Genomic DNA, 12,469 nt, shown 5'->3' with positions numbered 1-12,469 from the left:
GCGATGGGAGCCAAAATTAAAGTCAGGCCATTAAGTCGTTATCTTAAAGACTATAAACATAGCCAAAGCAACTGTTCACACTGTGGCAAAGTATTAGATCGTATGGCGCTGGTATTTCGTGGCCAGATTATCAATAAAGAGGCGATAGCCCGCATGGACCAGATGATTGACGATCAGGTCTGGATGAAGCTGCAGCCCGAACTGACAGCGCTATGCCGTTTCTGCAGCGATATTTTTTGTAATACCCATCCGAACTACTTCGACATCATGGCGTTTAAACAGTATCTGTTTGAACAGACCGAGATGAACCACAGTACGATTCGGGAGTATGTGGTGCGCCTGCGTCGACTTGATGACATGCTGAAAGCGAGAAATTTCCCGGCAGAAAATCTATCCGGCAACAGCTGGCATGAGTGCCTGCAGCACGATCTGCCCGATGCCGGTAATAACAACTACCGTATTGCGCTGCGCAAATACGATCAGTTCCTCGGCTGGCAGCGCGGCTGATCAATGATTCATGTCCGCTGCGGCGATCGGTGCCGCAGCGGGCTGCTGCTATCCCGCAATTCCGGATGCGCCTCAGCGCATCTTCTGCAACACTACAGGGACATCTGCACACTGCCCTGGAGGCCTGTATTGTCCCTACATCTTCTGCATCAGTTCCCGCGTCTTGAACTGCTTGGCGCACCTACGCCGCTGGAGCATCTGCCGCGTCTGTCCGATTACCTTGGCCGCGATATTTTTATCAAACGCGATGACGTTACGCCGGTCGCGCTGGGCGGCAACAAGCTGCGCAAGCTGGAGTTTCTGGCCGCGGACGCACTCCGCCAGGGGGCGGATGTGCTGCTGACCGCCGGCGCGATCCAGTCCAATCACGTACGCCAGACGGCCGCAGTGGCGGCGCGACTCGGCCTGAAGTGCGTGGCGCTGCTGGAAAACCCGATTAGCACTACGGCGGAAAATTATCTCTCCAACGGCAACCGCCTGCTGCTGGATCTGATGGACGTGGAAATTGAGATGGTGGCGGCGCTGGATAATCCGCCGCAGCAGCTCAGCGACTACGCAGAGCGTCTCGAAGCGCAGGGGTATCGCCCCTATATCGTGCCGGTCGGCGGCTCAAATGCGCTGGGGGCGCTGGGATATGTAGAGTGTGCTCAGGAGATCGCCCATCAGAGCGAGGGCGTGGTGGATTTCGCGGCGGTGGTGGTGGCATCCGGCAGCGCCGGTACCCATGCCGGTCTGGCGATAGGCCTGGAGCAACTTTTACCGGAGAGTGAGCTGGTTGGCGTGACAGTGTCACGTAGCGTGGCCGCGCAGCTGCCGGTGGTGGAGCGGCTGCGCAGCGCGCTGGCAGAGGAGCTGGAGCTGAAGCCGCAGGCGGCGATCACGCTCTGGGATGAGTACTACGCGCCGCGCTATGGCGAACCCAGCGAAGAGGGCATGGAAGCAGTGCGCCTGCTGGCACGGCTGGAGGGTATCATGCTGGATCCGGTCTATTACCGGTAAAGCGATGGCCGGTCTGATTGACGGTATCAGCCAGAAGCGCTTCCGGCGCGAAGGGCCGCTGCTGTTTGTGCATACCGGCGGCGCACCGGCGTTATTTGCTTATCATCCTTCGGTATGAGACAGGCTGACGAAACGCTTTATAATCGCTGCCACAGAGAGGCGTAACGTCACCACGGAGATGCAATTTCTGTGGCGTTCATAATAAGACTACGCTATCTGTTACAGGGTGCGTCACGCGACGCACCTGCACTGACACACACAACAGATAATAACGGGGTAAACATGGCTTTCTCTCTGATTCGTCGCCCGCTGGCGATGGGAATGATGGCGGTGGCGCTGCTCGCAGGCATCAACGCAAAAACCTTTGCCGCTGAAGATTTGCTGGCACAGATTAAAAATAAAGGCGAGCTGCGCGTGGGCCTTGAAGGCACCTATCCGCCGTTCAGTTTTCAGGATGAGCGCGGCAAACTGACCGGCTTTGAGGTGGAGTTTGCGCAGGAGCTGGCGCAGCATCTCGGCGTAAAAGCAGCGCTGAAGCCGACCAAGTGGGACGGCATGCTGGGGTCGCTCGATTCAAAACGTATCGACGTGGTGATAAACCAGGTCACTATCTCCGATGAGCGTAAAAAGAAGTATGACTTCTCCACGCCGTACACCATCTCGGGCGTGCAGGCGCTGACGCTGAAGAAAAACGCCGGCACCATTACCAAACCTGAGGACCTGGCGGGGAAAAAAGTGGGCGTCGGCCTCGGCTCCAACTATGAGCAGTGGCTGCGTGATAACGTCAAAGGCGTCGATATCCGCACCTATGATGACGACCCGACAAAATATCAGGATCTGCGCTCCGGCCGCCTGAACGCCATTCTGGTCGATCGCCTGGCCGCGCTCGATCTGGTGAAGAAAACCGGTGACACCATGGCCGTCGCAGGTCCGGCGTTCTCGCGCCTGGAAGCAGGCGTGGCGGTGCGTAAGGGTAACGACGATCTGCTGAAAGCGATCGATCAGGCGATGGCAGAGATGCAGAAAGATGGCTCGCTGAAAAAACTCTCTGATAAATGGTTTGGCACGGACGTGACGAAATAATGCTGGAGAGCGTACATCTGGTGCTGGATTCAGCACCTTTTTTACTTAAAGGGGCACTGTTTACGCTGCAGCTCAGCATCGGCGGGATGTTCTTTGGTCTGCTGCTGGGCTTTATCCTTGCCCTGATGCGCCTGTCGCGCTTCTGGCCGGTGAACTGGCTGGCGCGCATCTATGTCTCGGTGTTCCGCGGCACGCCGCTGATCGCCCAGCTGTTTATGATCTACTACGGCCTGCCGCAGTTTGGCATCGAACTCGATCCCATTCCCTCTGCGATGATTGGCCTGTCGCTGAACACGGCGGCCTATGCGTCAGAGTCGCTGCGCGGTGCTATCGCCTCTATCGAGCGCGGGCAGTGGGAAGCGGCAGCCAGCATTGGCATGACCCCGTGGCAGACGCTGCGCCGGGTGATCCTGCCGCAGGCGGCGCGGACTGCGCTGCCGCCGCTCGGTAACAGCTTTATCAGCCTGGTCAAGGATACCTCGCTGGCGGCCACTATCCAGGTGCCGGAGCTGTTTCGTCAGGCGCAGTTAATCACCTCACGCACGCTGGAGGTGTTTACTATGTATCTGGCCGCCTCGCTGATCTACTGGATCATGGCGACCGTGCTCTCCGCGCTGCAGAACCGTCTTGAAGCGCACGTTAATCGTCAGGATCGGGAGGAGAAATGAGTGCAATTGAAGTCCGCCAGCTGGTGAAAAAATTTCACGGGCAGACGGTGCTGCACGGCATCGATCTCAACGTGGCTGCCGGAGAGGTGGTGGCGATTATCGGCCCCAGCGGCTCGGGAAAAACCACGCTGCTGCGTAGTATCAATCTGCTGGAAGTACCGGATCAGGGCAGCGTGACGGTAGGCGGCATCACCATTGACGCCAGCCTGAGTCTTAACAAGCAGAAAGAGAAGGTGCGTCAGCTGCGCCAGCAGGTCGGGTTTGTGTTTCAGAACTTCAATCTGTTCCCGCATCGTTCGGTGCTGGAAAACATTATTGAAGGACCGGTGATCGTTAAAGGTGAGCCGAAAGCAGAAGCGCAGGCGCAGGCACGTCAGCTGCTGGAGAAGGTCGGGCTGACGGGTAAAGAGGCGAGCTTCCCACGCCGGCTTTCCGGCGGACAGCAGCAGCGGGTGGCCATTGCCCGCGCGCTGGCGATGCGCCCGGAGGTGATTCTGTTTGATGAACCGACCTCTGCGCTCGATCCGGAGCTGGTCGGCGAGGTGCTGAACACCATTCGCGCCCTGGCGCAGGAGAAACGGACCATGGTGATCGTCACGCATGAGATGAGTTTTGCGCGTGACGTGGCTGACCGCGCTATCTTCATGGATCAGGGGCGCATTGTGGAGCAGGGGGAAGCCAGAACCCTGTTCAGCAATCCGCAGCAGGCTCGTACCCGACAATTCCTGGATAAATTTCTTAATCAGTAATATTCAGGGCCGGTTCGCTGGCCCTTATTTATTACGCTGTTATCATATCCTTCCGCGTTTCTCTTATCCTTTTGGTGCATCGTCATATAATTGTCTTATTGCTAAATTATTAACTGGCTTCTCTGTTTACAGATTGCTCTTAATTAAACAGCAGCTTTTCTTACTGATTATTTTTCCTGAATCACAGTTTACAACTCCCGACGCTGCTTCAGGCAGATGTAAATGCATTTTGATTAACGTAAAGTCTTGTTGCATCAGGGCCAGGAAAGACAATTTAGGACTTTCGCCAGATACACTCCCCGCAGTGCTGTTGAATAATCGTTTAATAACCATAACTCACGAACTGATTATTAATGCGTTTACCTCTTACAGACCTACACAGCTTTAGGAGTCAACCTGATGAAAGATAACGGGAAAAATGATATAGGCTGGATAAATACACTGAAAGGTGCCTGTATTTTGCTGGTGGTTCTCTATCACACCGTATTACCGGGATTTGAAACAACAATAAAATATTTGAGTGCCGGATGGTTTCCGGCGGAAATATGGGTGCAGTTTAATACGGTACTGTCGCCATTACGTATGCCGGCATTCTTTTTTGTTTCCGGCCTGCTGGCGACTAATGGTATTTTAAATCGTTCATGGAAACAGGTATTTACCAGCCGCATTACCAATCTGTTTTATCTCTATATTTTGTGGGGCTTTATTCAGTGGTGGTCAATTGTCGGCATTTCCACCGAGATTACCGGGCAGCGCATTTCGCAAAATCTTAATGCCGCCTACGCCGGTTCACTGCTGGAGTTTCTCAAGCTGACGTTTATGGCGATGAGTACCTCCTGGTATCTGTATGGCCTGGCGATCTACTTCCTGTGTGCAAAAATTTTCCATCAGCAGAAAATCGCGCTGCTGGTTGTGGCGGTGGTACTGAATTATCTGGCAGTGGAAAAAATCATTCCTTACTGGGGGCCGCAGAGCGTCGCGCAATATTTCCTGTTCTTCCTGCTGGGCGCATTCTGGAGTCCGGTGATGCTGCGCCTGAGCGAGCTGCGCCGTGAAAACCTGCTGCCGTGGGCGGCACTGGCGGCGCTGACGGGACTTCACGTGATTATGGGCCTCGATAAGAGCCTGTTTATGTGCGTCATCGCCGTGCTGGTAAGCGTGGCGGCCTGCCGCTGGCTTAATCAGCATTTCAGTATGCGTTTTTTCAACTGGGTAGGGCGTAATACGCTGCAAATCTACGTTATTCACCGCATCTTTATTGAGTTTTTCGGGATGTCGGCGATTCTGTTTGCCCAGCGTCATCACCTGTTTGAGCAGGCGTGGTTCTCCGTGCTATGGGCCTGTTTCTATCCGCTGGCAATCGTCGGGATCTGCTCGCTCTGTTCAGTAGCGCTCTGGTCACTGACCAACCGCGGCCTGGGTCAGTCGCTGTTCCTGTTCCCGACGCTGATCGGCATGAAGCGTCGCAAAGCAGCGTAGGTAAATACAGGCGCAACAATTCCAACCGCAGGGGACGCATTCATGCGTCCCCTGCTTATTTATGCGCCGACGGTGGTGTTTGGGCGCCATTAATGGCGCCCCTGTGGGTACAATAATTCCCGTCGTAGGGGACGCATTCGTGCGTCGATGCTGGTTTCCGGGCGCCATTAATGGCGCCCCTACGGGTACAGTAATTCCCGTCATAGGGGACGCATTAATGCGTCCCTGGCCACATTGATGCGTCGATGCTGGTTTCCGGGCGCCATTAATGGCGCCCCTACGGGTACAATAATTCCCATCGTAGGGGACGCATTGATGCGTCCCTGGCCACATTGATGCGTCGATGCTGGTTTCCGGGCGCCATTAATGGCGCTCCTGCGGGTACAGTAATTCCCGTCATAGGGGACGCATTAATGCGTCCCTGGTGATGTTCGGGCGCCATTAATGGCGCCCCTGTGGGTACAATAATTCCCACCGTAGGGGACGCATTAATGCGTCCCTGGCCACATTGATGCGTCGATGCTGGTTTCCGGGCGCCATTAATGGCGCCCCTACGGGATAACAGTTCCCATCGTAGGGGACGCATTAATGCGTCCCTGGCCACATTCGTGCGCCGATGCTGGTTTCCGGGCACCATTAATGGCGCTCCTGCGGGATAACAGTTCCCATCGTAGGGGACGCATTCATGCGTCCCTGGCNCGATGCTGGTTTCCGGGCACCATTAATGGCGCTCCTGCGGGATAACAGTTCCCATCGTAGGGGACGCATTCATGCGTCCCTGGCTACATTCATGCGTCCCTGGCAAACCCGCAATAAAAAAGGGCCCGCAGGGGGCCCTTTACTGTGATGAAACGGGGATTAACCGATGGTCATCAGGCTGGCGTTGCCGCCCGCTGCTGCGGTGTTGACGCTCAGCGAGCGTTCAATCAGCAACCGCTCCAGCAGCAGATTGGTTTCTCCGCGGGCAAAGCCCTGGACGGAAACAATCGCGCCCTCGCGTGCCGCGATATCGGCACACAGCGTACGCAGCTGATCGGCATCACCGTGGTAGATCACCGCATCAAACTCACCGGACAGGGCATCTTTGGCCAGCCGGATGCGCTGCTGTACTGCCGGCGGCAGCGCTTTCAGCAGGGCGCGATGCAGCTCATCATCCTGCCACAGCGCCTGACTGCCGACGCTGGTTACCGCGGCCAGCTGGATCAGTGCATCCTGCTCATTATCGGCCAGGCAGAGCACGCGTTCGCGCGGCAGCAGGCTGAAGGTGTTACGTTCGCCCGTCGGGCCCGGCAGCAGACGCACCGTGCCCGCCTGCGACAGCTCATCGTAACGCTGGCACAGCGCCTGCAATGCTGGCTTATCCTGCGCCCAGTGCTGCAGTGCCTGGTGTGCGCCCATCAGCGTTGTACGCACGCTGCTGTCGACCGGCTGCTCCGCATCCTGACGATCGAAGGTCAGGCGCAGCGCGCCATCCGGACGATGTGCCAGCAGGCGATAAAGATAGAGCGGGCCACCCGCTTTCGGGCCGGTACCGGAGAGGCCTTCGCCGCCAAACGGCTGCACGCCTACTACGGCACCGACCATATTACGGTTCACATAGAGGTTGCCGACGTGCGCGTTTGCAGTAACCTGAGCGATGGTTTCATCAATACGCGTATGTACGCCAAGCGTCAGGCCATAGCCGGTGGCGTTGATCTGCTCAATCAGCTGCGGCAGGCTGCTGCGTGAGAAGCGCACCACGTGCAGCACCGGTCCGAAGATCTCTTTATCGAGATCGCTGACCTGATCCAGCTCAATCAGCGTGGGTTTGATAAAGGTGCCGCTCTCCCACTCTTTACGGTCCTGCGCATTCTCCTGCACCGCCTGATAAACGGTAAAGCCTTTGTTACGCATCGCCTGAATGTGACGCTCAATGCCCGCTTTCGCTTCCTGGTCGATAACCGGACCGATATCAGTTGAAAGACGCTCCGGGTTGCCCATGCGGCACTCCGCCATCGCGCCGCGCAGCATTTTAATGGTGTGATCGGCGGCATCTTCCTGAATACAGAGCAGACGCAGCGCCGAGCAGCGCTGGCCGGCGCTGTCAAACGCGGAGGCAACGATATCCACCACCACCTGTTCGGTGAGGGCCGAGGAGTCAACGATCATGGCGTTCATGCCGCCGGTTTCAGCGATCAGCGGCGTTGGACGCCCCTGCGGATCGAGACGACCGGCAAGATTACGCTGCAGCAGCGTCGCCACGGCGGTTGAGCCGGTGAACATAACGCCGCGCACGCGCTCATCGCTGGTGAGCTGTGCGCCCACGGTTTCACCCTGGCCGGGCAGCAGCTGCAGCACGCCGGCGGGAACGCCTGCATCCAGCAGGATCTGCACCGCCTGCGCGGCGATAAGTGGCGTCTGCTCGGCTGGTTTTGCCAGCACGCTGTTGCCGGCGGCAAGCGCGGCGGCAATCTGGCCGGTAAAGATCGCCAGCGGGAAGTTCCACGGGCTGATACAGACTACCGGACCCAGCGGACGATGCGTTTCATTGTCAAAATCATCGCGTACCATGCCCGCATAGTAGTAGAGGAAATCGACCGCTTCGCGCACTTCGGCGATGGCGTTATTGTACGTTTTGCCCGCTTCACGCACCAGCAGACCAATCAGCTGCTGCATCTGCGCTTCCATCGCCTGACCGGCACGATCGAGGATCGCCGCGCGTTCGGCTGGCGGAGTCGCGAACCAGATTGGCCCGGCGCTGACCGCCGCATCCAGCGCAGCAGAGACTTCGGTTTCGGTGGCTTCACGCACGCTGCCGACCACGTCAGCCGGCGCCGCCGGGTTCAGTACCGGCTGGCTGACACCTGTTTCCAGGGTGCCCTCGATCATCGGCTGAGCCACCCACGGCTGGCTGGCGCTGTTCAGCAGGGCGCTGGAGAGTGAGGCGAGGCGATGTTCATTGGCGAGGTCGAGACCCGCTGAGTTCGGACGCTTGTCGCCATAGAGATCGCGCGGCAGCGGGATTTTCGGATGTGGCAGACCCACGGCGCCTTCGGCTGCGCCCATTTTTTCAACCGCTACCACCGGGTCGGCAACCAGCTCATCTATCGGCAGGCTCTTATCGGCGATCCGGTTAACAAAGGAGGTGTTGGCGCCGTTTTCCAGCAGACGACGTACCAGGTAAGCCAGCAGCGTTTCGTGCGTGCCTACCGGCGCGTAAATACGGCAGGGGCGGCTGAGTTTGCCATCGGCCACTTTGCCCACCACCTGTTCATAGAGCGGCTCGCCCATGCCGTGCAGGCACTGGAACTCATACTGACCCGGATAGTAATTATTACCCGCCAGGTTGTAGATAGCGGCCAGCGTGTGGGCGTTATGGGTGGCAAACTGCGGGTAGATCTGGCTCGGTACCGCCAGCAGTTTGCGGGCGCAGGCGAGATAGGAGATATCGGTGTATACCTTGCGGGTATAGACCGGATAGCCTTCAAGGCCTTCCATCTGCGCGCGCTTGATTTCGCTATCCCAGTAAGCGCCTTTCACCAGACGGATCATCAGGCGGCGACGGCTGCGCTGTGCCAGATCGACCAGCGAGTCGATCAGCATCGGGCAGCGTTTCTGGTAAGCCTGAATCACAAAGCCAATCCCGTTCCAGCCTTCCAGCTCAGGCTCAAAGCAGAGTTTTTCCAGCAGATCCAGCGACAGCTCAAGGCGATCGGCTTCTTCGGCATCGATATTGATGCCGATATCATATGAACGCGCCAGCAGCGTCAGCGATTTCAGGATCGGATAGAGCTCTTCCATAACGCGATCGTACTGGGCGCGGCTGTAGCGCGGATGCAGCGCAGAGAGCTTGATCGAGATCCCCGGGCCTTCATAGATGCCACGGCCGTTAGAGGCTTTACCAATCGCATGGATCGCCTGCTGATAAGAGAGCAGATAGGCTTTAGCATCAGCGGCGGTCAGAGCCGCTTCACCGAGCATATCGTAGGAGTAGCGGAAGCCTTTCTCTTCCAGCTTACGGGCGTTGGCCAGCGCCTCAGCGATGGTCTCGCCGGTAACGAACTGCTCGCCCATCAGGCGCATGGCCATATCCACGCCTTTGCGCACCAGCGGCTCGCCGCTTTTGCCGATAATACGGTTCAGCGAGCGGGACATGCTCGCTTCGTTATGGGTTGAGACCAGGCGTCCGGTAAACAGCAGGCCCCAGGTCGCGGCGTTAACAAACATCGATGAGCTGCGGCCCAGGTGCGACTGCCAGTTACCGTTACTGATTTTGTCGCGGATCAGCGCGTCACGGGTCGGTTTATCCGGAATACGCAGCAGCGCTTCTGCCAGGCACATCAGCGCCACGCCCTCCTGCGAGGAGAGGGAGAACTCCTGCAGCAGGCTTTGCACCATTCCGGCGCGTCCGGTTGCACCTTTCTGGTGCCGCAGCTTGTCAGCGAGGCTATAAGCCAGCTGATGAGTTTTCTCTGCCAGCGGAGCGGGCAGGCGCGCCTGCTCCAGCAGCATCGGCACCGCTTCTGTCTCAGGCCGGCGCCATGCGGCGGTAATCGCGGAGCGGGTAACCGACTGCGGCAGAATATGTTCAGCAAAGTCGAGGAACGGCTGCAGACTCTCTTCAGGCAGGTTCTCTTCCGCCGTGGTTTCACTGGTCTGCAGGGGAATTTCCGGCAGGGTTTCGCCCGCTTCAAGCTGGGTTAAGTAATTGAAAATAGCCTGCTTAATCAGCCAGTGAGATGTGCGGTCAACCTTCTGTGCTGCCAGCTTAATGCGCTCGCGGGTGGCTTCATCCAGCTTCACCCCCATGGTAGTTGTTCCCATGAATTCCTCGTCTTGAAAAATAAATCAACATCAGCGTGGGCTGCACTATCACTCATGTTGCAACTTTGTGCAACCGTGTTAAATGTGACCCAGGTGGCATGCCTGAAAGCCGTTTGTTTGTTAACTGTAAAGAAACGGCACGTTTCTTGCTGCAAGAATCTCGCCAGAGTTGCAACCAGGTTCACTAAACTGCAAAAAATGGCGTTTCTGGTGCAACCAAAAGTTTGAACGGGCGCAACCTTTGAGCAAAGAAATGAGAAAGAGAGGTGAAACTCAGGTAACAGCTGTGTTAAATCCATTGTGCGCATCGCACCTTTGCGGCAGGATACCGCGCCTTAAGAGAAATTTGCTTCTCTGGCGGCGGTAACGCGCAGTGGCCACCCCGTTCCGGTGCTGCCGTGTGTTTGATTGCCGTCACAAAGATGGGTAAGTGATACGTCGTGCCAGGGAGACGTCCGGCTACCGCTTTAAGGCAGGACGGGCAAACAATTTCTCTTAAGCAATTACATAATAAGTGGAGAGAGTATGAGTATAAGTACACCAATGCTGGTGACCTTTGTTGTTTATATCCTTGGGATGGTGCTGATAGGGTTTATCGCTTACCGGTCAACAAAAAACTTTGATGATTATATTCTGGGCGGCCGCAGCCTGGGCAGTTTTGTTACGGCTCTCTCAGCCGGTGCCTCCGACATGAGCGGCTGGCTGCTGATGGGCCTGCCTGGTGCCATCTTCCTGTCCGGTATCTCTGAAAGCTGGATCGCTATCGGCCTGACAATTGGCGCCTGGCTGAACTGGAAAATTGTGGCGGGTCGTCTGCGCGTGCAGACCGAGCATCACGATAATGCGCTGACGCTGCCTGACTTCTTTACCAGCCGCTTCGAAGACAAAAGCAAACTGCTGCGCGTGATCTCCGCGGTGGTTATCCTGATTTTCTTCACCATTTACTGCGCTTCAGGCGTGGTGGCCGGTGCGCGCCTGTTTGAAAGCACCTTTGGTATGGATTACCAGACCGCTATCTGGGCGGGCGCAGCGGCCACCATTCTCTATACGCTGGTGGGCGGCTTCCTGGCCGTAAGCTGGACCGATACGGTGCAGGCGACGCTGATGATTTTTGCGCTGATCCTGACGCCGGTGATTGTCATTATCGCCGTGGGCGGCTTTGATGATTCACTGACGGTGATCCGCGAAAAGAGCATCGAAAACCTCGATATGCTCAAGGGGCTCAATTTTGTCGCGGTCATCTCGCTGCTGGGCTGGGGGCTGGGCTATTTCGGCCAGCCGCATATCCTGGCACGCTTTATGGCGGCAGACTCCCATCGCTCTATCCGCACTGCGCGTCGCATCGGCATGGCGTGGATGATCTTCTGCCTGGCGGGCGCGGTGGCCGTAGGCTTCTTTGGTATCGCTTACTTCCAGAATAACCCGGCGCAGGCCGCGGGCGTCACAGAGAATGGAGAACGTATCTTTATTGAGCTGACGCGTATTCTGTTTAACCCGTGGATCGCCGGTATTCTGCTTTCGGCCATTCTTGCTGCGGTCATGTCCACTCTGAGCTGCCAGCTGCTGGTCTGTTCAAGTGCGCTGACGGAAGATCTCTATAAGGGCTTCCTGCGTAAAAATGCCGGCCAGCAGGAGCTGGTATGGGTCGGACGTGCCATGGTGCTGCTGATTGCACTGATTGCTATTGCGCTGGCATCCAATCCGGATAACCGGGTGCTGGGCCTGGTGAGCTACGCCTGGGCTGGCTTTGGCGCGGCGTTTGGTCCGGTAGTACTGTTTGGTGTCTGCTGGAAACGCATGACGCGTAACGGCGCGCTGGCGGGAATGGTCATTGGTGCCGCGACGGTGCTGCTGTGGAAACAGTACGGTTACGCTGAGCTGTATGAAATTATTCCAGGCTTCATCTTTGCCAGCATCGCGATTGTGGTCTTCAGCCTGATGGGCAAAGCTCCTTCTGCCGCCGCGCAGCAGCGGTTTGCCGCTGCGGAAGCGGAATACCAGGCAGATTAAGGTATTCGCGCGGTGCGTTGCGGCACCGCTATCAAAAAGGAGGCACATTACTGTGCCTCCTTTTTACGTTGAGGCGTCAGGCAACGCGAGCCCGACGACTTTTCTGAACCGTAATCCTCTGGCTTCTCCCCCGTGCAGCAAAATAATTTCCCGCAGTGACTTGTTTTTTTT

General features: G+C 57.0%; 7 protein-coding genes and 1 pseudogene. 7 read left to right on the top strand and 1 reads right to left on the bottom strand.

The window, feature by feature from the left end; genetic code table 11:
* Positions 1–3: 3 nt before the first annotated feature.
* The 6 genes and pseudogenes from fliZ (at position 4) to F3I15_RS01940 (ending at position 5,485) form a co-directional block, all read left to right on the top strand.
* The gene (fliZ, locus tag F3I15_RS01965) at positions 4–507 is read left to right on the top strand and encodes a flagella biosynthesis regulatory protein FliZ (RefSeq protein ID WP_065649049.1); all 504 of its coding nucleotides are present in this window, start codon (positions 4–6) and stop codon (positions 505–507) included.
* Between the two features lie 129 nt (positions 508–636).
* Positions 637–1,624, top strand: a pseudogene (locus F3I15_RS01960) (D-cysteine desulfhydrase).
* A 164-nt stretch (positions 1,625–1,788) separates the two neighbouring features.
* Entirely contained in the window at positions 1,789–2,589 is an 801-nt protein-coding gene (gene tcyJ / locus F3I15_RS01955; protein WP_150016352.1) for a cystine ABC transporter substrate-binding protein, read from the top strand.
* The gene (gene tcyL, locus F3I15_RS01950) at positions 2,589–3,257 is read left to right on the top strand and encodes a cystine ABC transporter permease (protein WP_150016351.1); all 669 of its coding nucleotides are present in this window, start codon (positions 2,589–2,591) and stop codon (positions 3,255–3,257) included. The genes tcyJ and tcyL overlap by 1 nt, the downstream gene beginning before the upstream one ends.
* On the top strand, positions 3,254–4,006 hold the full coding sequence (gene tcyN, locus F3I15_RS01945; RefSeq protein ID WP_150016350.1) for an L-cystine ABC transporter ATP-binding protein TcyN: 753 nt from the start codon (positions 3,254–3,256) through the stop codon (positions 4,004–4,006). Before tcyL ends, tcyN begins: the two co-directional genes overlap by 4 nt.
* Before the next feature lie 399 nt (positions 4,007–4,405).
* Positions 4,406–5,485 (top strand): acyltransferase family protein, encoded by a 1,080-nt coding sequence (locus F3I15_RS01940; protein WP_150016349.1) that lies wholly within the window; start codon positions 4,406–4,408, stop codon positions 5,483–5,485.
* Between the two features lie 858 nt (positions 5,486–6,343).
* Here F3I15_RS01940 and putA read toward each other — a convergent pair.
* On the bottom strand, positions 6,344–10,288 hold the full coding sequence (gene putA, locus F3I15_RS01935) for a trifunctional transcriptional regulator/proline dehydrogenase/L-glutamate gamma-semialdehyde dehydrogenase (RefSeq protein WP_150016348.1): 3,945 nt from the start codon (positions 10,286–10,288) through the stop codon (positions 6,344–6,346).
* Positions 10,289–10,813: 525 nt separating this feature from the next.
* On the opposite strand from putA, the gene putP reads away from it, so the two are divergent.
* Positions 10,814–12,298: a sodium/proline symporter PutP gene (putP, locus tag F3I15_RS01930; protein ID WP_150016347.1), complete on the top strand. Its 1,485-nt coding sequence runs from the start codon at positions 10,814–10,816 to the stop codon at positions 12,296–12,298.
* Positions 12,299–12,469: the final 171 nt, after the last annotated feature.

This window comes from Pantoea sp. M_9 (genome assembly GCF_008631385.1).
GTDB lineage: Bacteria > Pseudomonadota > Gammaproteobacteria > Enterobacterales > Enterobacteriaceae > Pantoea > Pantoea eucrina.
The sequence above is the reverse complement of the archived record's forward strand: the minus strand, read 5'-3'. Positions and strand labels throughout refer to the sequence as shown.

What these genes read in the sequence shown, in the direction of transcription:
- putP (WP_150016347.1), top strand. Translation starts at nt 10,814, where the DNA reads ATGAGTATAAGTACACCAATGCTGGTGACCTTTGTTGTTTATATCCTT.
- putA (WP_150016348.1), bottom strand. Translation starts at nt 10,288, where the DNA reads ATGGGAACAACTACCATGGGGGTGAAGCTGGATGAAGCCACCCGCGAG.
- tcyL (WP_150016351.1), top strand. Translation starts at nt 2,589, where the DNA reads ATGCTGGAGAGCGTACATCTGGTGCTGGATTCAGCACCTTTTTTACTT.
- fliZ (WP_065649049.1), top strand. Translation starts at nt 4, where the DNA reads ATGGGAGCCAAAATTAAAGTCAGGCCATTAAGTCGTTATCTTAAAGAC.
- F3I15_RS01940 (WP_150016349.1), top strand. Translation starts at nt 4,406, where the DNA reads ATGAAAGATAACGGGAAAAATGATATAGGCTGGATAAATACACTGAAA.
- tcyN (WP_150016350.1), top strand. Translation starts at nt 3,254, where the DNA reads ATGAGTGCAATTGAAGTCCGCCAGCTGGTGAAAAAATTTCACGGGCAG.
- tcyJ (WP_150016352.1), top strand. Translation starts at nt 1,789, where the DNA reads ATGGCTTTCTCTCTGATTCGTCGCCCGCTGGCGATGGGAATGATGGCG.